General features: G+C 43.7%; 18 protein-coding genes and 1 riboswitch. Of the genes, 10 read left to right on the top strand and 8 right to left on the bottom strand.

The window, feature by feature from the left end; all coding sequences use genetic code 11:
* The first annotated feature begins 116 nt into the window (after positions 1–116).
* Positions 117–258: riboswitch (yybP-ykoY riboswitch) on the top strand.
* A gap of 41 nt (positions 259–299) precedes the next feature.
* Complete coding sequence (locus C7Y69_RS01615; RefSeq protein WP_013783073.1) at positions 300–860, top strand: manganese efflux pump MntP family protein; 561 nt, start codon at positions 300–302, stop codon at positions 858–860.
* A gap of 284 nt (positions 861–1144) precedes the next feature.
* Here the strand turns inward: C7Y69_RS01615 and C7Y69_RS01610 are convergent, their stop codons facing one another.
* The 4 genes from C7Y69_RS01610 to C7Y69_RS01595 form a co-directional block, all read right to left on the bottom strand.
* A complete protein-coding gene (locus C7Y69_RS01610) occupies positions 1145–1669 on the bottom strand; it encodes a DUF305 domain-containing protein (RefSeq protein ID WP_013783072.1) in 525 nt (174 codons plus the stop codon).
* A 272-nt stretch (positions 1670–1941) separates the two neighbouring features.
* Positions 1942–2634 carry an SDR family oxidoreductase gene (locus C7Y69_RS01605; protein WP_013783071.1) on the bottom strand — a complete coding sequence of 231 codons (693 nt, stop codon included), beginning with the start codon at positions 2632–2634 and terminating at the stop codon, positions 1942–1944.
* Positions 2635–2708: 74 nt separating this feature from the next.
* Positions 2709–3260: a type 1 glutamine amidotransferase domain-containing protein gene (locus C7Y69_RS01600; RefSeq protein ID WP_013783070.1), complete on the bottom strand. Its 552-nt coding sequence runs from the start codon at positions 3258–3260 to the stop codon at positions 2709–2711.
* Between the two features lie 309 nt (positions 3261–3569).
* Entirely contained in the window at positions 3570–4304 is a 735-nt protein-coding gene (locus C7Y69_RS01595; RefSeq protein WP_013783069.1) for a MauE/DoxX family redox-associated membrane protein, read from the bottom strand.
* Between the two features lie 423 nt (positions 4305–4727).
* On the opposite strand from C7Y69_RS01595, the gene C7Y69_RS01590 reads away from it, so the two are divergent.
* Positions 4728–5441, top strand: a complete 714-nt coding sequence (locus tag C7Y69_RS01590) for an alpha/beta fold hydrolase (RefSeq protein WP_013783068.1) — start codon at positions 4728–4730, stop codon at positions 5439–5441.
* 178 nt (positions 5442–5619) lie between these two features.
* Here C7Y69_RS01590 and C7Y69_RS01585 read toward each other — a convergent pair whose 3' ends face one another.
* On the bottom strand, positions 5620–7434 hold the full coding sequence (locus C7Y69_RS01585; protein WP_013783067.1) for a DUF885 domain-containing protein: 1815 nt from the start codon (positions 7432–7434) through the stop codon (positions 5620–5622).
* 510 nt (positions 7435–7944) lie between these two features.
* On the opposite strand from C7Y69_RS01585, the gene C7Y69_RS01580 reads away from it, so the two are divergent.
* The 3 genes from C7Y69_RS01580 (at position 7945) to C7Y69_RS01570 (ending at position 11198) form a co-directional block, all read left to right on the top strand.
* Entirely contained in the window at positions 7945–10506 is a 2562-nt protein-coding gene (locus C7Y69_RS01580) for a TonB-dependent receptor plug domain-containing protein (RefSeq protein ID WP_126871581.1), read from the top strand.
* Between the two features lie 217 nt (positions 10507–10723).
* Positions 10724–10963, top strand: coding sequence for a hypothetical protein (locus C7Y69_RS01575; RefSeq protein ID WP_013783065.1), 240 nt, complete (start codon positions 10724–10726; stop codon positions 10961–10963).
* Positions 10964–10997: 34 nt separating this feature from the next.
* Positions 10998–11198: a hypothetical protein gene (locus C7Y69_RS01570; protein WP_013783064.1), complete on the top strand. Its 201-nt coding sequence runs from the start codon at positions 10998–11000 to the stop codon at positions 11196–11198.
* Positions 11199–11248: 50 nt separating this feature from the next.
* On the opposite strand, the gene C7Y69_RS01565 is transcribed toward C7Y69_RS01570, so the two are convergent.
* From C7Y69_RS01565 to C7Y69_RS01555, 3 genes are read right to left on the bottom strand one after another with little or no spacing between them, the layout of a single operon-like run.
* Positions 11249–12298 carry a DUF2955 domain-containing protein gene (locus C7Y69_RS01565; protein WP_013783063.1) on the bottom strand — a complete coding sequence of 350 codons (1050 nt, stop codon included), beginning with the start codon at positions 12296–12298 and terminating at the stop codon, positions 11249–11251.
* A 10-nt stretch (positions 12299–12308) separates the two neighbouring features.
* Positions 12309–13373 (bottom strand): HlyD family secretion protein, encoded by a 1065-nt coding sequence (locus tag C7Y69_RS01560; RefSeq protein WP_126871580.1) that lies wholly within the window; start codon positions 13371–13373, stop codon positions 12309–12311.
* The gene (locus tag C7Y69_RS01555; protein ID WP_126871579.1) at positions 13373–13873 is read right to left on the bottom strand and encodes a MarR family transcriptional regulator; all 501 of its coding nucleotides are present in this window, start codon (positions 13871–13873) and stop codon (positions 13373–13375) included. Before C7Y69_RS01555 ends, C7Y69_RS01560 begins: the two co-directional genes overlap by 1 nt.
* 197 nt (positions 13874–14070) lie before the next feature.
* Between C7Y69_RS01555 and C7Y69_RS01550 the strand changes: the two genes are divergently transcribed.
* The 5 genes from C7Y69_RS01550 to C7Y69_RS01530 all read left to right on the top strand — a co-directional run bounded on the left by C7Y69_RS01550 (position 14071) and on the right by C7Y69_RS01530 (position 21527).
* Positions 14071–16683, top strand: a complete 2613-nt coding sequence (locus C7Y69_RS01550) for an excinuclease ABC subunit UvrA (protein WP_126871578.1) — start codon at positions 14071–14073, stop codon at positions 16681–16683.
* Between the two features lie 125 nt (positions 16684–16808).
* Entirely contained in the window at positions 16809–17768 is a 960-nt protein-coding gene (locus C7Y69_RS01545) for a YihY/virulence factor BrkB family protein (protein WP_126871577.1), read from the top strand.
* 69 nt (positions 17769–17837) lie between these two features.
* Positions 17838–19862, top strand: coding sequence for an ATP-dependent DNA helicase RecQ (locus C7Y69_RS01540; RefSeq protein ID WP_126871576.1), 2025 nt, complete (start codon positions 17838–17840; stop codon positions 19860–19862).
* Positions 19863–20133: 271 nt separating this feature from the next.
* Positions 20134–20682: a YaeQ family protein gene (locus C7Y69_RS01535; RefSeq protein ID WP_126871575.1), complete on the top strand. Its 549-nt coding sequence runs from the start codon at positions 20134–20136 to the stop codon at positions 20680–20682.
* Positions 20683–20795: 113 nt separating this feature from the next.
* The gene (locus C7Y69_RS01530; RefSeq protein ID WP_185864118.1) at positions 20796–21527 is read left to right on the top strand and encodes a glycosyltransferase family 25 protein; all 732 of its coding nucleotides are present in this window, start codon (positions 20796–20798) and stop codon (positions 21525–21527) included.
* Positions 21528–21538 lie beyond the last annotated feature (11 nt).

Genomic DNA, 21538 nt, shown 5'->3' with positions numbered 1-21538 from the left:
TGACTAGTAGACGCTTATTCTTTTGAGAAAATCGCAACGCGCCACCTAACTTAAATATTACTAAGCAAATCTTGTGCTTAATCAAGTTGCTTTGGTTCCAAAATTTATATTATTATTTACACTTCGTTGGGGAGTAGCCTGTTTCCATTATCCATGGAAAAGTTTGTGTCAACATAATTGGTCACATGACCATGGTACAAACACCACTTGGTTGGCGAGACCATCGATATTTCCATGCCCTAAGGTCAGGCGTGTGGTTTTATCGTGGACTCAATATTGCCTGACCGGAGTTTTGAAGTATGAGTATCTTTGCTCTCATTTTACTTGCCTTTGCTATGTCTACTGATGCTTTTGCTGCCGCTATAGGTAAGGGTGTCAAAATAAAGAATCCTCGTTTTAGCTTTGCTATCAAAGTCGGCTTTACATTTGGTTTAATAGAAGCAACCACTCCTATTGTAGGTTGGATAATAGGGCGTGCAGCTTCTTCTTATGTAGAAGCGTGGGATCATTGGATTGCGTTGATTATTCTTACCGGCTTAGGCGTTTATATGGTCTTTGAAAGCTTTCAACCTGCCATTGATGATGAAAGTAAAACGCAAAAGCAGTCGTTTATTTTGCTATGTGTGACTGCGTTTGGTACTAGCATAGACGCAATGGCGGTTGGCGCAAGCCTTGCATTTGTTGATGTAAATATCATGACGGCCTCCGGCTTAATTGGTTTGGCCACGTTTTTGATGGTAACGATAGGTATTATGCTGGGTAGTTTAATGGGCTCTTTAATAGGCAAACGAGCCGAGACATTTGGTGGAGTCATACTTATTTCGGTGGGTATGTGGATTTTTGCAACCCACACTCTTTAGAATTCAATACTCTTTAGAATTCAATAGTTTTTAGAATACGACACTATAACAATGCCGCTACTTAACGTAGTTGCACATATCTGTAATCGCTAACTGTCTTCTTCATAGACTCAGCTTTATCTATAGTTCACTAAATCAAGGGCGACCTAGACAGCATGCTCGCCCCTTTCATAGTGATTAACGAATACTGCCGGTTAGCGTATAGAGCATTGTACGCCCACTTGCGTTAGTCGTTATTGGTCGGAGCAAGTGTTCCCCGCTCCATTGTTAGTCACGTTGCATGCCTAATTAACCTCTGGATTTAGTTTTGCCTCGAAATTCGGCACAGAACGCTTTTCAGCTTCAGCTGCCGAAGTAACTTTTCCGTTGCTCTCAATATCCTTAACAAGCCACTCCATCTCTTTTATCTCTCTGCGCTGCGCTAAGATGATATTGTCAGCGAGTTCACGCACTCGAGTATCCTCTATATTTGCCCGTTCACTAGTAAGAATTGCAATTGAATGGTGAGGGATCATCGCCTTCATATACGCTGAATCTGAAACAGTTGCTTGTGACCGAACTAAGTATAAACACACCGCAAACAAGGCGATTGCAGCAATGAATATAGACGCGTTCAGTTTCTTATTGGTATACATACCCAACATAAACGAGAGCATGATGATTGCCATTCCCGCGCCCATATACAACGCCATATAAGTACGGGTTTCGCTAAACCAAATATGGGAAATGGCATAAGTGTTTAGGTACATCATGATAAACATGACGATGGTAGAGGTGACTATCATCGCTGCAAATCTTGAATATTTCATATGTATTCCTTACCAATATTGAGCTGTTTGAATAATTTCATTCTCGCTTAAAATACGCTAGGCGTTTGTTGAACTGCCAAATTCAACTGTCAAATTCAACTCCCAAATTCCACTTCCGGATTTGACCGAAGATTGAGTAGATAAGAGTGGAGGCAAATGTAACGACAAACTTGTGAAAACTTTGAATCATCAATGCATATAGCAGGGGATTTCTTACATCCCCTGCTATATGCCTACTGCGAACTTGTAGGCAATTGAGCCTGTTACATTATTTACGATGTTGGCATAACGTACACTTCTCGTACGCAGGCCGAATCGTTAGCTGAAAGGGCAAACACAACCGACTTTGCTATATCTTCGGGCTGAAGTTTGTCTTCCTTGGGCTCATCGAAGAAAGGGGTGTTCACCATTCCAGGGCAAATTGTGGTACATCTACCGCCCCACTCTCTCATTTCTTCCGCTAAGTTTTGGCCAAAACCGTAGGCAAACCATTTACTTGCGCCATAAACCGAGCCTTTTAAAGCAATACGCCCTGCCACCGAGCTTGTTAGAATAAAGTGACCTTTAGTCTTTTTCAGCAAAGGAAGCCCAAGCTTTGCGGTGTACAGCAAGCCGTTCACGTTTGCGCCTAACATACTTTTCCATTCAGCAACGTCGCCGTTCTCAATACCGGCACTTTTTGCACCTGTACCGGCATTTGCAAATACTCCATCTACGTGGCCATAATGCTGAGCCACTTTGCTAAATGCTTTCTCTAAATCATTGAAATCGCTCACATCGGCAGTAACGGCAAAGGCATTAGCCTCGCCAAGATCTGCCACCAAATCGTTAAGCTTGTCTTCACTTCTGGCAATTAAGGCAACTTTATTACCTTCATCTACCAGTGCTTGTGCAGTCGCTTTGCCTATCCCGCTTGACGCACCGGTTATTACAATTACCTTTGAACCTGTTTTCTGACTAGACATGCATACTCCTGTTAACGCTAATTACTTGCTCGCTTAAAATTCTACCTGTGAGTTTATATTCTCACTTTACAAACCTAAGCAATGAGTTGACTAATCTTCTCTACAAAAGCTGGGATGTCATCTGGATTTCTGCTGGTTACCAATTTGCCATCTTGTACCACTTGCTCATCTTTCCAGGTAGCACCGGCATTAATTAAATCTGTTTTGATACTGGGAAAAGAAGTAACTGTACTGTTTCTTGCTAGCTCAGATTCAACCAGTAACCATGGCCCATGACATATAGCAGCAAGTGCTTTAATGCGAGGCTCTGCGTGGGCTTGCTTAATAAATGAAACCGCATCGTTATTAGTACGTAAGATATCTGGGTTAATTTGGCCGCCAGGCAATACGAGCGCGTCGTAATCACTTGGCGATACCGAGGAAACTTGAGCATCTACCGATATTTGTTTACCCCAATTCCCCTCATTCCATGCAGTGATACTGCTTTGATCATCAATTGAAAGTATCTCTACTGTAGCGCCTTGCTCGGTAAGCATATCTTTTGGCTGCACCAGTTCACTTTGCTCAAAACCATCAGTAGCTAAAATAGCGATTTTTTTGCCTTCTAAATTTTGCTGGTTGCTCATTGTAAAACTCCTATTTCTACTCAACATTATTGCCGCTTCCCATTCAGTTGTTTGCATAACGCAAAGCTGAAAAACGAAGATTAACCGGATGAACACTCATCAGCGGAACACCTTCTAAGCTGGCAATTCCAATAACAAACTTATATATGTAACTTGTGACTGCAATAACCAAACCATCACCCAAAACCTCTTAATCACTTGTTTATACTGAACTTTCATTCAGGCCAAAAAGTTATAGTGCTTTAGCCGGAACCTTTGGCATGCGACTTTTTCAGCATTTGTGAAGGTTTTACATGAGGATAAACCCAGCTACATATAGAAAAACATCAGCAGAGCACCGGCTATCATGAATAGATTTTCGGTTAGCGAAACAAAGCCCAATGGCACGTTGCTATCGCCCCCTACACAGGCACACTTGAGTTCACGTTTATCGATGTATACCGCTTTGACCACTGAAACCGCTCCCACCGTACCTATAAATAGGGAGAACGGCGCCACCGCTAACGCGGGTAGTTGAGCTACCATACCAATACCAGCATAAGCCTCTACAAACGGGTAAATATAGGCGTATCGTAGCCACTTCATTGCTAGCAAATCGTAGGTAATAAACGAGTTAGTAAAGCTGAATAGGTCTTTGAGTTTTTGTACTGCCAGCAGCGACATCGAAAACGCGATAAACAGCATGAGAGTACGAATGGAAAAATACGCACCTGCTACCGTATATTGAAATGCTAACGCTAATAACGCAGCTACCGAAAATATAGCTATTACTGGGGTATAGGTGGTACCCGACTGCCCTGCTTCACCTTTATTAAAAAAAGCACGAAGATCGTCGTACCCACCAATACGCTCATCATTTATAAACGTTTGTGGGGTTGTTTTAACGTTGTGCTTTGCCTTGAACGCGTCGGTTTCTTCCCTAGAAGTGAGGGGACGATCATCTATGTTATACCCTTCTCTCTCTAGCAAGTCTTTGGAACGTAAACCAAACGGACAAATATGATTATCGGTCACCATTCTGTACAAAATTGCAGTTTTACTCATCATGCTCTCCTTAGTCTCACTCGCGCCAATAGCTAACAGAAAAGGTTGTAGCTAATGTCGCAATAAGCGCCAAACTCGTCTTTACTCAAACCTGCCTCTAAATTATATAGCGAGAAGAGATCCGTCATGTGAAATCCTTACGCGAATAGTTCATGAAGCTGTAAATTCCTCACAATTAACGGCCCAAACCCTTCGGTTCTAGGTACCTTCATCAATACCGTTACAATATCTATACCGATATGTACTCAAGGTTATTGTAGGCATTATCGAATATGTCTCTTTGGGGGGAATCTGTCGGATGTATCTCTCGGAGAAATCTGTAGGGCGATAACGCGCAATCGATTGCTGGCCTTATCGTTTAGAGCGTAGAATATTAATTCCTTTCGTTATAGAGTGAGTAGAACTCTCGAAAAGGCATTTAGGATGACATTCGTATTTTTACATGGCTCAGGTTGCACGAATAACGTGTGGGCGCACCAAGTATCGTTTTTCAACAACAGCATTGCTTTAAATTTTCCTGGGCACCCTGATGGCGAAGCATTATGCGATGTAAAATCCATTGCTCAATGGGTGCTTAACACCGTTGAACAAGAAGATTTAACAGACGTGGTGTTGGTGGGTCATTCTTTAGGAAGTGCCGTAGCCATGCAGGCTGCTCTGCTGGCTTCAAGCGAATTAACGACTTTTGATTCAAGTAGATTTAAAGCACTGGTGCTAATAGGTGCGGGCGCTAAATTAAAAGTAATGCCACAACTGCTTACGTCACTAGCAGCGCTTATAGAAGGAGGCGGAGCATTCCCCGATTACCTATTGGCTTCAAACCAACAACTGCAAGAGCCGTTAAGAACTGAGGTAAATTCGGCAATCATTAACAATGGCGCCGCAGTGATGCTGAAAGACTTTACGGCTTGTGACAACTTTGACGTTATGCAGGAGATAGGTAGCATTACATTGCCAGTACAGCTTATTGTGGGTAACAAAGATATTATGACACCGGTGAAATATTCTGAGTTCCTGTTAGGCCAATTACCTAACGCAAAACTAAACATTATAGAAAATGGCACCCATATGGTCTTTGCAGAACAACACGCTACAGTGAACGGTTGCATTCAGGAGTTTGTAAACGGGTTAACCTAGTCTGTTTCCCTTCAGACACTTATTAAAATCTACTTATAAAAAAGGCGTTACGCTAAGCAGTAACGCCTCGTAGTTATTAAGCTACTTTGGCTTTACCTAGCCGGGTTAAACAACCATCTTTAATAGGAATCGTCGGGCAAGCCTACTGCCAATTGCTTAGTTTGGTATTATCAACAGTTTAACTAAGCGTGTCGGCAATATACTTATCGATAATTTGCTCTAGTACATCTAATGGCACGGCCCCGTTTTTCAGAACCGCATCATGGAATTCACCTAAAACAAACTTATCACCTAACGCTAGTTTGGCTTTTTCACGCAACTCAAGAATTTTCATCATGCCCACTTTGTAAGACGTTGCTTGCCCTGGCATAACAATATAGCGCTCGATTTCTGAGGTTACGTCAGACTCGGCCATACCTGTATTAGCTAGCATGTAGTCAATGGCTTCTTCACGGGTCCAGCGTTTCGCATGGATACCAGTATCAACCACTAGCCTTACCGCCCGGAAAAGCTCGGCTTGTAAGCGACCGATATTATCAAACGGATCATCTTGAAAACCGAGGTCCCACGCCAAGCGTTCTGAATAAAGCGCCCAGCCTTCGATATAGGCCACGAAGGGAGCGACCGTTCTAAAAATAGGTAAACCTTCTAGCTCCATTGCAATGGCAATTTGAAAGTGATGACCCGGTATCCCCTCATGATAAGCAAGTGTTCGCATGCTGTAGGTAGGGGTTGCTTTAATATCGTAAAGATTCGCAAAGAAAACGCCCGGGCGAGACCCATCAAACGCGGGGGCTTCATAATACGCACCTGGAGCTGTTTTTTCTTTAAACTGTGGAATACGTTTCACTTCCATACCCGCTTCTGGGCGTACTAAAAACGCATCGCCAAGGCCTGCGTCAATTTCATCTAGAATAGTTTGATAATCGGCTAGAATTTGCTCCCGTCCTTCGGCGGTATCTGGGTAATAAAAGCGTTCGTCCTCTGCTAGCGTATTTATTGCAGCAGTAAATCCTTGGCTAACATCAAATCTTTCTTGCGCTAATATCGCCAGAATCTCAGCTTGTATACGGTCAACCTCTGATAAACCCACATTGTGAATATAGTCGGCAGAATAATCGGTGGTAGTAAAAAAACGCAGGGCAAGTTTATAAGCTTCGCCTCCCCCCTCTAAGTGCCATAAGCCATCGTCGGTTCCCGCTTTTGGCTTAAGGCCTGTAAAGTAATCGATGAGCATTTGGTAAGTAGGATAAACCGTATTTTCTATTTCAGTCGCAACGTTGGATAAAAGCCCGTCGTAGTCAGCTTCAACAATTTCATCAGACTCTTTCATGCGGCGCTGAACCGAGGTATACAGAATGTTTTCTTTTACTGGCTTATCGATAAACCCCTGCATTTCGTCAATGACTCGCTGAATAACAAAGCGTGGCGGAAGGATATTCTTCTCTTCGCGCAACTTCATCCCTTCAAGCATTTGAGTGAAATAGCGCTTACTTTCACTTAAACGGCTAATGTAGAAATCAACGCTTTCTACATCGGTAATCGGGTGCTGCCCATCCATAAAGCTAGGAAAGTTGCTCTGTGCCCCTGACATTTGGTTAAAGGGGTAACTATGATATTGGTACTTTTCGAACCCGCTTAAGGTGTTGAGTAAGTACAGCGCGATGTCTTTGGATAATTGCTGATCTTCATCCAAATCTTCATACTGCACAAGCACATTTTTAACCTGCATAAGCTCATCAAACGTGGCTTGTGAAGACGCTAAACTGGCATCGTCCAAATGGGCGTTATGACCTTTTATGCCCATACCATCTAACACGCCAATTGAGGTCAACGTTTGGGGGCTCTTCAATGCCTGCTGAATAAGGGTTCTATCTAAAAATACGCGAAATGAAAATGGCTTTTCAGCATTCCACTCGTGTGTACCCCAGGCGGCTGCACCCAGTATAATTACCAGCACACCTATGCCTAACCATTTAAAGAAAGTTTTCATCTGTATCCCTGTTATTGTTATTTGTTCTATACAATTTAGACGCTGAAATTTGCGTTTGCGAGTTCTACATTATGCAGGTAAGCAATAAAGTCAATTAAAAGAAAGACAAAGCCAATTTAAGAGATTTCTTCCATACGTAGAAGTTAAAAAACTTTATAGAAAGATTTCGTCCTCTTTCGCTTTCTGAAATGAAATGCTTCATCGCGAAAATTCGACATGCCGCCGCTTGAAATACACGTCTCATCGAAACTATTAAAAATTTACAACTTTAGTATTGTATGACTAATTGATTTTGTGCTTAACTCAGCTCCATAAACGAAACTCGTTTATCACATCTAATAATTATAAGTCTTATCAGACAACACGGCTTTTAGCTGCACCCCGCAACAGAAAAGAAGTAACAGCAGTATGCGTACCAAAAATACGTGTAACTCGTGCATGCAAAAGCACTGCGCTACTGCAACGTTCATTCGCTTTAAAAATACACTTATAAAAATTCAGGAACACACAATGCAACAAGCAAATTTTAACGCTTCTGTTTTCAAGCTTTCCTTGATCGCAGGTGCTATAGCGGCTATACCGTTTTCAACGTCGGTAATGGCTCAAGAACAAACCAACATCGACGAGCAAGATGTTGAGCAAATCCAAATTGTTGGTTCGCGCCGCGTAGGCCGCACTGTTAATGACTCTCCGGTTCCTATCGATATTATCGATGCGTCTTCTATTGAAGCCACTGGTTTAACCGAAACCAACATGATCCTCAATTCGTTGTTGCCAAGCTTCAACTTTCCGCAACCTTCTGTTACTGATGGAACAGACCATGTTCGCCCAGCACAGCTTCGCGGTTTAGCACCAGATCACACGCTTGTTTTAGTAAATGGTAAGCGCCGCCATACTTCAGCACTACTTAACCTAAACGGTTCTGTGGGCCGCGGCTCTTCTGCTGTGGATTTAAATGCTATACCAGCTAACGCGATTAAGCGCATTGAAGTATTGCGCGATGGTGCAGCGGCTCAATACGGTTCAGACGCCATTGCTGGTGTTATCAATATTGTATTGAAAGACGCTAGCGAAGGCGGTGAAGTATCAGCCACTTACGGTGCAAACGTAACTACAATGGACGGCGTGCCTAACCTTGAGGGCGTTAGTGCCGATGCAGATGGCAACCTTGCAATCAATACAGGTTCAGATCGTGAACTGACCGACGGACAAACCCTTACCCTTCGTGGCAATATGGGCTTTGAGTGGGGCGATGACGGATTTATAAATGTTTCAGCTGAATACCGCGACCGTGGTGAGTCGAACCGTTCAGACTTCGATACTCGCGAAAATTATGCTCGTGACGCTGATGGTAATTTAGATGAAAGAGAATTCACTGTTAACCGCTACAACCATGTATATGGTAACGGTGAAGTAGAAGATTACGCGCTGTTTGTAAACGCAGGTAAAGCCATTAACGACAGTGTCGAATTTTACGGTACTGCGGGCTTTAGTTCGCGTGATTCTATTGGCGGCGGTTTTTACCGCAGAGCATCAGATAGCCGTAACATCACTTCTATCTACCCTGACGGCTTCTTACCATCTATTCAAACCGATATTCAAGATATGTCGGTACTAGGCGGCATTAAGGGTTACGGCGATGTGTGGAACTACGATTTGTCACTTACCCACGGTGGCAATGCTTTAGAGTACAGCGTAGTGAATAGCTTGAACACATCGCTTGGACCAACAAGCCAAACTAGTTTTAACGCGGGTGAGCTGGAGTACAACACTACCATTATTAACGCTGATGCATCTCGCTTAGTTGATACAGGCTATTTCTTCAGCGAAATGAACTTCGCTATGGGTGCAGAATACCGCCACGAAAGCTATGAGATTACCGCTGGTGAAGAAAACTCGTATGTCCAAGGTACGTTTGGCCCAGGTGGCGTAGTTACCGACCCTGTTGATGGCCCTTTTGGCTCAGCTGGCTCACAAGTTTTCCCTGGCTTCACGCCAGAGTCAGCAGGTGAAAACACACGTCACAACTACAGCTTTTATGTAGATGTAGAAGCCGATGTACTAGAAAACTGGAACGTAGCAGTAGCAGGTCGTTATGAAGACTATTCAGATTTTGGCAGTACCTTTAACTGGAAAATGTCACACCGAGTAACCATTACTGATGCCTTGGCTCTTCGCGCCTCTATATCGACTGGCTTTAGAGCGCCGTCGTTGCAACAACAGCACTTTACTTCTATTGCAACTGTGTTCGTGGATGGCGAGCCAACTGAAACGGGTACGTTTGCCGCCTCAAGTGATGTTGCACAGGCATTGGGTAGCCCAGGTCTTGATGCTGAAGAATCTGATAACTACAGCGCTGGTTTCACTTACTCGCCTACTGCCAATTTCAACCTAACCGTAGATTTCTACCGTATTGATATTGACGATCGTATCGTGTTGTCGAACAACCTATCGGGTGATGCTATTGAAGCGTTGCTCGAAGGCACTGGTGCTAACCAGGCTCGCTTCTTCTTGAACGCGATTAATTCTCGTACTGAAGGGGTAGATATTGTTTCTACATACACATTAAACACAGCTGATTTTGGTGCGTTTAACTTCAATGCGGGTATTAACTTCAACGATAATGAAGTGACCGATATTTTAGAAGCGCCAGAAGTGCTCCAAGGCGCAGGCTTCGATCAAAGTAACTTGTTTGACGATGTAGAACTGCGTCGTTTCGAGACAAGCTCGCCAGATAGCAAAGTGAACCTTGGTGTAACTTGGTCTTATGACCGTTACAATGCAACATTGCGCACCACACGATACGGCGAAGTAGAAGACCCATCATCAATTGAAGCACGTAACGAAATTATACCTTCTGAGTGGATCACAGATTTAGATGTTCGCGTAGCCCTTACTGACAACCTAGCGGTATCGGTTGGTGCGAATAACATCTTCGATGTTTACCCAGAAGCTACACGCGATTTAGTTGATGACGTAACGACCTTCTCGATGATTTTCCCATACTCGGGCTTCTCGCCCTATGGATTCACGGGCCGTTATGTTTACGGAAAAGTGACTTATAGCTTTTAATTAATCTTGTAAGTTAAAACTCAACAAAAATGCCGGATGTGAAAACATTCGGCATTTTTATGCTCTACTTTTTTCCCATCAAAATTATATGCGGTAAATTTGTATTTAACCTCCTTACACGGCAAGAACTATTCTCAAGATCAGTTACCTTTGTTAACAAGCGTGAGTATTTTAAGTGCTCCCACTTTTGGGTTAACACTTTTAGAAGAAATTAATAATGGAAGTTCTTACAAATAATGAGGTAGACCTTGTATCAGGCGGGTGCGCAGAGCACTGCTGGGGCGATTTTAGCATAGCAGGATTAGCTGCATCGATGGGAGCAGGAGCTCTAGGCGGTGTCCGTGGTGGTGGCTGGGTTGGTGCTGCTATAGGTGCTATTTCTGGTGGGTTAGGATATGCAGGTAGTAAAGTTGGCGACAAGATGTCCGAGCGCACCACATCCACAACTGATGAGTAATTTTAGGGGCTAAGGCCCTTTATTAGGAGCCAATATGCTGAAGAATATTAAACAGATTATAAGCTATACCCTTTTAATGGCATGTATTATTGTTATCACTGTAACCACCGTAAAGATTGTAGAAATGATCTGGCCTTTAGAGAATGCTAAAACGCTCTTGGTGATTGTGGTCGTTTTTTTGACCACGTTCATTTGCACCCAAGTAGCAAAAAAGTATGGCTTATTTACCCGTTAGTTTCCGCTTTCGATAAACACTCGGCTCAAGCCCTTGGTCATTCTACTTTGCTATTCATACGTATGGTGACGGGTAACGCTAAAGCGATTTAAAATATGATGCATGACGTAAACGGCACTCAAACTAAGGGCAATGGCTACGGCCACAGAGCTAAAACGGTAAAGCGCGCTGTAAACTAAATCTTGGTTGGGTGTTAGCGAGTTTCCAAACAAAATACCAAACGTGGTTAGCACACCAAACCCAATGCCCGGCATCCCGCCACCTAAAATATGATAGCGGCTAAAAATGAATGCTAAAATCCACAACACAAGCACCGGAAAAAGTAAAAAATCACTGTGATTGTACAAAAACAATTGCGCCAGCAGTGCTAAATTACAACCAATGAGTGTACCAATAGCCCGTTGCCACCCAGCGAGACTTGCCGCTTTCCAGCAAAGCGAAAATAGAATAAGCACCGATGACGCCTGAGCTGATATCGAGTCTTGCAGATCCAACGCTTGAAACACCACAAACGATAAGGTTGCCACACTTGCACATAACAGCACTTCGTGACGAATACTTTCTTTCGCCTTAGGCGGTGGAACACGAGGTATGCGCGGTGCAACATCCGGAAATATGCCATGCATGAGAACCGCAATAACAATTGATAAAAGCGTAGCTGCACCGTTACTCACTATTAACGGGTATACAGTATCTACGCCGGTTACATAGCTTGAAAAGTGTAGCTGTATTGAAAGCCCTACTGCACCTAACGCTCCAAACAAAAAGCCGCCGCCACTGCTCATTTGATAGAACAAGATACAAAAGCATAGAAACACAATAAGGGTCATCACCACTGGAATGTGGGAAAACAGCCCTTGCAATACCAATACAATAAAGGCGCTAAACCCCGCGCTGGCGATGAACTGCTTTAACACTGGCTTGCTAATAACAGGTACTAACCCCAGCAACAACATGGGATAAACCGTAAAGAAAATACCATAAGGCCAGTTCATCAAGTTACTGATGGCAAAGCCAAGGGTACAGCCACCCGCTACACGTAATGCTTGGCGCAGACCGTTGGCATCTAACTGCGGCCCTTGGCTAACTGTTGTCGACATTTAGCCTCCGCTAGTAAATGTAATGCAGCCAACTAATGGCGTTAATTTGCAACGTACCAAACCACTGGCCTAATGTTGATTCAGGTAACAATTGAACTGTGGCACGGGCACCACTTGGCATACCTTCTACTAAGGCTTCGTTGTCTTGCAGGACAATATGAACCCGTTGACGCTGAGCATCACGCACCCATCGATTACTTGTTTCGGTAACGCTTAACGTACCATTTGCACTTAACTGGCCATCGCTAACCCCGGCCTCAAACGAATCAATATGCGCATCAAATACTTCACCAGGTAAGCTATCGAACACCACTTTAGCAACACTGCTTTCGGCCATGTGCGTTAACGACTTTTCTCTAAAATCGGCTACCAAATCGGTCTCGCTGGTTACTATCGCGAGTAGCGGATTCCCTTTTACTGCATAGGCCCCTTCACGTAACTGCATGTTAGACACAACACCATCATTTCGCGCACGCACTTGGGTATATGATAAATTTAGTTTGGCTTCGGCAAGCTGGTTTGCGGCATGGCGAACAGTAAGGTTATTTTCACCCGAATCACCTCTTGCCAATAAGGCTTCAGATAACTGCGCTTCAAGGGCTGATTTATTGGCAACACTCGCTTCATAGTTAGCCCGCATAGCCTCAAGTTCTTGCTCTGAAATCGCGCGTTGCTTATATAACGCGGTGCTGCGTTGTTGAAGTAACTTTTGCTCGTGCAGCTTGGCACTAGCAGCCTTAATTTGAGCCTCTAGCGATTTAATATTGGTATCAAGTCGTTTGTTTTGTAATTTGGCATCATCTAACGCTAACTTTGCTTGCGTTAGCGCTATGTCGTAAGGCCCTCTATCAATTTGAAATAGCACGTCGCCGGCTTTTACCGTTTGATTGTTGCTAACAAAAACCTGTGTGACTTCGCCACTTAATTGAGGCGCTACTTGTACAACAGGGTGATAAATTCGCGCTTGGGGCGTAACTGGCATAAAGGTGTCAGCAATGAGGTAGTAAATAAATATCAACACAAAGCTGACTAAGGATAACCTTACGTAGCGAGAAAACTTCTGATCGGGCGTCATTATTCATCTTCCTCTGTGTTACTTTTAGCTCGTTTCTCCTGTTGAGAAATGCAGGCTGAGGCGTTTTGCTCTATTTGCAACAATGCCCGCGCCATTGCATCGAGCTGTTCATGGGTGAGTCCCGCATAAAACTGCTGTTTTACATCTGCTATTTTTTCATTTAGCGAATTCAAAACAACATGGCCTTCCTTGGTGAAATATAGTTTTTTTCTGCGCTTATCGTTGTTATCAACTTGGCGGCTAATCAGCGACAGCTCTTCAAGCTGCTTTAATGTGCGGGTTAGCGAAGGCATTTCTATGCCTAAACTTTGCGCTAGCGCTAATTGGGTAACCCCTTCGCCAATTAAATTGATATGCATTAACGCGAGCCATCTTGATTGCGTTAACCCCAAGGGCTCAACAGTTAACGTAACAGCTTCTCTGCATAACCGGTGTACTCGGCCCATCTTTCCAACAAGCGTAAAATCTAGCGTTTCGTGAAACGGCTTTTGTGCAGACATACACACCTCAAAATTGATTAGCATGCTAACTACAATAACATTACTTAGCACGCTAAATAAATAAAAGCCGTATTTACCTTTCCTAAACGTGACTTTTTATGGCCTCCAAAATGATCGTTATAAATGCATGCAGCTTACTCATTCTAGGTTCACCTTATTTTGTAAGGTGGAAAAGTATTAAGGATGGTAAGGGAAGCATGACAATAACTAACGACAATTTTCTGCAGGTTCGTGGTGCACGGGTTCACAACTTAAAAGACGTGGATGTTGATATTCCGCGAAACAAGATTGTGGCCTTTACGGGCATTTCTGGCTCGGGTAAGTCCTCACTCGCCTTTGGCACCTTGTACGCAGAAGCGCAGCATCGTTATTTAGATTCGGTTTCCCCCTATGCAAGAAGGTTGATTGATCAAATTGAAACGCCCGATGTAGATAGTATCGAGGGCCTGCCACCCGCAGTTGGGCTGCATCAGAACCGCGGAACGCCTTCAATTCGTTCATCGGTAGGTAGTATCACCACCATTTCAAACAGCCTGCGTATGCTGTATTCCCGTGCAGGTGATTACCCCGTAAATCAAAAGATTATTTACGCCGATGGCTTCTCGCCAAATACCTTTGAGGGTGCCTGCGAGAAGTGCCATGGCATTGGCACTGTGTTTGATGTAACCGAAGACAAACTGGTGCCCGACCCTACCCTCACCATTCGTGAAGGAGCCATTGCTGCCTGGCCTGGCGCGTGGCAAGGTAAAAATTTAGTGCGGGTTCTACTGTCGTTAGATATTGATGTCGATATACCTTGGCGGGAATTACCCGAATCTACGCGAGAATGGATTTTATACACCGACGATACACCCCAAGTACCGGTCTACAGAAATTACAACTTGGCGCAGACCCAAGCCGCGAGGGAAGAAGGCGAACCCGCCAGCTATAACGGTAAGTTTATTGGCGCTAAACGCTATGTACTTGAAACCTTCAAAACCTCTCAAAAAGAAAAGATAAAGCAAAAAGTCGCGCAATATCTTGCTGTTTCAACGTGCCCACAATGCCATGGGAAAAAGCTTAAACAGGCTTCACTTTCCGTTACGCTCTGCGGCCTAGACATATCCGCCTTCTCTCAACTTTCGTTGAGCGACGTGGTAGAACATTTGAATACGCTACTTGAAACAGCCGAAGCCCAAAACAACGAACGGGCACTGGTTATTCAAAACATTGCTAAAGACATAGCTGCTCGTATCAAACCCATTATTGCACTCGGATTGGGGTATCTTTCGTTAGAGCGGAGCACCACGTCGATTTCAGCCGGGGAATTACAGCGGTTACGGCTAGCCACCCAAATAAAATCGAAATTGTTTGGCGTGATATATATTATGGATGAGCCATCGTCTGGCCTGCACCCGAACGATGTAACCGCATTGCTAGACGCATTTGATATGCTAGTAGAAGCAGGCAATAGCGTATTTTTGGTTGAGCATAATCCCCGTGTCATTAAACACGCTGACTGGGTTGTGGATATAGGCCCCAATGCAGGCTTAAACGGCGGTGAGTTGGTATATAGCGGACCTGTCGATGCATTGGAAAAAGCATCGAATTCAATAACCTCACAGTATCTTTTCAATAACGCTTTGGCCCTTAAGCATCACAACCGTGCCCCGAAAGGCTGGCTATCATTAAAAGCCATTACTAAAAACAACCTTAATAGTATCGACTGCGCGTTTCCCCTTGGCACTATTACCACAGTAACCGGCGTATCAGGCTCGGGTAAATCGAGCTTAGTCAGCCATGCACTGGTGGAGTTAGTGAAAGCGTCACTCGGCACTAGCAGAGCGCCGGATAAAAACGCTACTACTAATAGCTCTGCTGGCAAAAGCGCCGCTAGCAATAACCCTGCAGCAGTTATTACCGAAGCCACGTTGCTGGAAAGCAACGAAGAGCAACCAGCTAGCGGCTATATAGATAGCAGCAATATTAATAGTGGCAGTGAAGGTGGCATTGAGGGTTACAGCCCAGACGACAAAGCAAGCGATGCCGAACAAATAAAGCGATTAGTCGTAGTAAACCAATCCCCCATTGGCAGAACGCCCCGTTCGAATTTAGCGACTTACACAGGGCTATTCGACCATGTGCGTAAACTATTCGCCGCCACACCATTAGCGAAAAAACGACGCTACGATGCAGGTCGATTTTCGTTTAACACCACCAAAGGAAGGTGCGCCAACTGCGAGGGGGTAGGCTTTGTATCGGTAGAATTACTCTTTATGCCATCGGTGTATTCCCCGTGCCCGGTTTGCGATACAAAACGCTACAACCAAGACACATTAGACGTTACCTGGAATTCATTATCGATAGCCGATGTACTGTCGCTAAGTGTTGCAGAGGCACATAACCTATTCGCCAATGAAGCCCCTGTTTTTCGTGCGCTTGATGCGCTGGTGAAAGTGGGCTTGGGCTACTTACGATTAGGCCAACCCGCCACCGAACTTTCAGGGGGAGAAGCACAGCGAATAAAGCTGGCTACCGAGCTAAAACGAGCCGACAAAAAACACACCCTTTACGTACTAGACGAACCTACTACCGGGCTTCATCCTGCGGATATTTCGTTATTAATGAAACACTTAAATACATTGGTAGATGAAGGCAGCAGCGTGGTAATGGTAGAGCACAATATGCAAGTTGCGTCATCTAGTGATTACATTATAGATATTGGCCCAGGTGCGGGTGATGCTGGAGGAAACATAGTGGCTAAAGGCACGCCTGCTGAAGTTGCGAAATGCAATAAGAGTAAAACAGCCCCCTTTATCACGCTACGTTAATAGCGTTAAACAGGTTATCGCGCGTGTTAACTGTAACAACAAATGAACTAGCAGGTATTTTTTTGTAATCTTACTTGTTCTCTGCGCTGTATAAACCCATAGACAAGTAACGTGAACGGAATTACATGAGCACAACGCAATCTACTCAGGCAGAGTCTGCTTTGGGGTTAACGCTAAAAAACTGGTGGAGTATTGTTAAACGTACATTTACCAACATCCAAAGCCATAATATCCCTCTTATCGCCGCGGGCGTTGCGTTTTACTGCTTACTAGCGATATTCCCGCTTCTTGGTGCCACCATTTCCTTATATGGCTTAATGGTGTCACCCGAAGAGTTACAAAATCATATGGCCTTGCTGGTTAACGTAGTGCCTAGCGACAGCAGCTATATTATTGAAGAACAACTTAAAAACCTTACTCAAAAATCCAGCTCAGCCTTGGGATGGGGCTTCTTCCTAACGCTTTTCTTATCATTATGGAGTAGCAGTAAAGGGGCCAACGCACTTATTACCGCATGCAATATTACCTATATCGAAGACAATGGCAGAGGCTTTTTTAAAGGCTTAATTGCCCGCATAACTGGCACCATTTGCATGATAATCACCGTCATTGTTGCGCTAGTTTGCATTACGGTTCTTCCGGAATTAATAAGTTGGATTTCTGGCGGCTTAATAAGCTTCAAGCAAGCTTCATGGATAACCTGGCCTGTATTGCTGTTGCTCTTTAATATTGGACTTTCTGCACTATACCGTTACGCACCTCATAGACGTTCAGCACAGTGGCGATGGGTTACACCGGGGTCGTTGTTCGCCACTTTATTATGGATTGCTGCATCTTATGGCTTTTCTATTTATTTGAATGAATTCGCCAGCTACAACAAAACCTACGGCTCGGTAGGTGGCATTATCATTCTACTCATGTGGCTGTACTTAAGCGCCTACATCATACTTATTGGCGCTGAAGTAAACTCGTCAATCGAGCTTCAAACTACCGCAGACAGTACCGTGGGTGAAGACAAGCCTATGGGTGAACGAGATGCCGTGGTGGCTGATAATACGCCGGAAGATTTGAAAGAGAATAGATAAATTGAGGTAATATGCACCTGCTTAATTGCGGTATCATACCCCTAATTAAATACAGGAATGTGCAGCTTAATGACCACAGACTACTCTTCATTGTTACAAACCCTCTTTGGATTTCCATCGTTTCGTAGTGGTCAGCAAGAGGTTGTAGATAGTCTGCTTAATCAGCGCTCATCACTTGCCATATTTCCCACGGGTTCAGGTAAGTCGCTGTGCTATCAATTTGTAGCAACACAACTACCACATCTAACCTTAGTAGTGTCGCCGTTGTTGGCATTGATGAAAGATCAGCTCGCCTTTTTACATAGTAAAGGCATAGCTGCCGCCAGCATCGATTCAACACTAACCGCTGAACAAAATAAGCAAGTCATGAACGACGTACGTTCTGGTGAATGCAAAATACTCATGGTGTCGGTAGAGCGCTTTAAGAACGAACGTTTTAGGCAGTTTATAGAGTCGATTCAAGTTTCAATGTTAGTAATTGATGAAGCCCACTGTATCTCTGAATGGGGGCACAACTTTCGTCCTGATTACTTGAAACTACCAGCCTATCAGCAAGAATTAAACATTCCCTTAGTGTTACTGCTGACTGCGACGGCCACTAAAAAAGTGAAGCTTGATATGGCACGTCGGTTTAATATTGCGACAGATAATATTGTTCAAACGGGATTCTATCGGCCCAACCTTAATTTGAATGTACTGCCGGTTGTTGAGAAGAATAAAAACCAAGCCTTACTGGAAGAACTTCAGCGCCAGCAAGGCGCGGGTATTGTATGCGCGGGTATTGTATATGTAACGTTGCAACAAACCGCCGAACAAGTCGCACGGTTTTTAAAACAAAATGGGGTCGCAGCAAGCGCTTATCATGCCGGACTAGACAGCGATATTCGCCAAAACATTCAACAAGATTTCATGGTGAACAAGCTACAAGTGGTAGTGGCCACTATTGCTTTTGGCATGGGCATTGATAAATCTGATATTCGTTTTGTTGTACATTACGACTTACCCAAGTCTATCGAGAACTACAGCCAAGAAATTGGTCGAGGTGGCCGCGACGGACAAAACGCAAACTGCACTGTGCTGGCCAACCTAGATGGCCTAGTGACTATTGAAAACTTTGTTTATGGCGATACGCCAGACAAATCCGCTATTGAACGGGTAATTAAAGACATTGCCAGTCAAGCTCCTGAGCAAAGTACTAGTGCCTCACACGGCGGCCCAAGTGGCGGTACGTACCAATGGGAAACCCAAATAAATAGCTTGTCGACCTTAAGCAATATTCGTCAGCTGCCGCTTAAAACCTTGCTAGTACAACTAGAACTCGCCAAGGTTATTCGCCCTTTATACGCCTATTTTGCCGAATTCAAATACCGTTTTAATACCAATAAAGCCGATATTCTCAACTTATTTAGCAAAGAGCGAAGCGATTTTCTAAACGCCGTTTTCACCCATACCAATATGAAAAAAGTATGGGGCGTAGTGAATTTCGACAGTATTTTTGAGCACTACGGGGCTGAACGCGCAAGAGTAGTAACGGCATTAGAATATTTACACGAACATAATCATATCGAGCTAGCGTCGCGGTTAATTACCGATGTATATGAGGTAAATCAGCACGCACTGTTAGCAGATGATTCACCCAATAGCCTAGCCGAAAACCTCGCCCACTATTTTGCTGAAAATGAACGTAAAGAAGTAAAACGTATTGCTGCGCTGGTACGGTTCTTCGAGCTTAACACCTGTTTAAACTATAACTTATCGGCGTATTTTGATGACCAACGGGCGCCAAAAGAATGCGGCCATTGCAGTGTGTGCAATGGTAAAGTGGCCAAATTAGACTATTCAACGCCTATCCCCCAGCCAGATAAAGAACAAGTAGCCCACGCGATGGCAGCCCTTAATACACACCTTGAAGGTAAGTTTAACGAAACTATCACTGAATCTATCTATTGCCGTTTTTTAACCGCCATGACCATGCCTTTATTTACCCGTCTAAAAGTAAGGCAAGTTGCAGGGTTTGGCAGTTGTGAGTTTTGCAGATATGCGGATGTGAAAGCCGTTGTTACCGAGATTTTAGATGAAGGCGCTAGGCCTTAATACCTGTTATCCCTAATATCTGTTACTCTACGCGGCAAATATGCGCGGCATATAATCTCAGTTACACCGTGTCTCAGTTACACCGTGTCGCAGTTACACCGTGTCGCAGTAACACCGCGCCGCCCAATTCGTATACTTGCATAAAAACGCTACCTAAAAGTGCTAGCACCAAATAACAATAGTGCGGGCGCTACATAAAGATAAGTATAAAGATTAATAAGACTAGCGTTAGGCCTTACATAACGCGCTCAGCAAAATACTCAGGATTACCATGGCTCTTAAAGCAACCATTTTTAAAGCGGATATATCAATTACCGATATGGATCGCAATTACTACAATGAGCACAATTTAACGATTGCTCGTCATCCCTCTGAAAACGATGCACGTATGATGCTTCGTATTGTTGCTTTTATTGTGAATGCTCATGAACAGCTGCAATTTACAAAAGGGTTATCTGACGACGAAGTGCCAGACATTTGGCAAAAGGACTTCAGCGACGTAATAGAACTGTGGATTGAGTTGGGCCAACCGTCCGAACAACGCATTAAAAAAGGCTGCAATCAAAGCCAGCAGATGATGATTTATGCATACGCAGATAACAGCTTCGATGCTTGGTGGAAGAAAGAACAAAACAGCCTACGCACAAGAAAGAACTTATCGGTTTTCACCTTGCCAGAAAGCCTTTCTACCTCGTTAGCTAATGCCGTAGACCGTTCAATGCAAATGCAAGTAACGGTGCAAGATGGCCAAATTTGGCTAACTATCGAAAGCGCTGGCAAGAGCGAATGTATAGAAGTGGAAATTGAAAAGCATTTGTAATTTTTCTAACGGTGCAGAATAGATAGCCGTTAGATGCTGATCTGGCCGACATAATGTTGCAATAAATACCTAATAATATGAATGGATTATGATTCTTCTATATATATATCCAAGTGAAAATTCTACTAATTAACTTGCCGGAGTCCATCGACCGACTCAATTTGTTTACGCAAAGCGCAAAGCACTATTCAGCTGAATTTTCAGTCATAACGGCAATTAAAGGCTCGTCAGATAATGTTATGCACCAAGGATATTCAAAGCGTGCTAACAAGCTAAATTACTATAAAAAATTAACCTTAGGGGAAATCGGCTGCTTTCTTAGCCACAGAAAAGCCTGGTCTTTTATTGTCGAGCACAAGCTAGCGTTCGCCTTAGTACTAGAAGACGATGTGATGTTCGAGCATAGCTTTCAACAACTAGATAAAGTAATAGATAAAATCAACGAGCCTTGGGACTACATAAACCTTAACGAAGTGCATGAGAAACGTTCTGCGACAACCGTCTTCATGTCTGAAGGTGTTTCTGTGGTCAAATATAATAAATTACCTATTGGCGCTTCTGCACAAGTCATTTCCTATAGTGGCGCTGAAAAGTTGCTAAAATATACAGAATCTTTTTCTAGGCCCTTGGACGTTGAACTTCAATGGTTAGCAGTAGATAAAATAAAAGCTTTAGGTATTAAGCCTTACCCGTTTAAAACAAGAAAGCTACATAGCGACATTGACCAATTTGGTAGAAGAAATAGTGTAAGTGGGAATCCTGTTGTGAAAGTTTTTAATCTAATAAAATTCCAGGCTCACCTTTTTAAACATTTCTGCCTCAATTTTTGGTTTTTAAATCATTGAGAAAAGCCTAA

It is taken from the genome of Alteromonas sp. KS69 (genome assembly GCF_003989595.1).
In the GTDB taxonomy this organism is placed as follows: domain Bacteria; phylum Pseudomonadota; class Gammaproteobacteria; order Enterobacterales; family Alteromonadaceae; genus Alteromonas; species Alteromonas naphthalenivorans.
The sequence above is the reverse complement of the archived record's forward strand: the minus strand, read 5'-3'. Positions and strand labels throughout refer to the sequence as shown.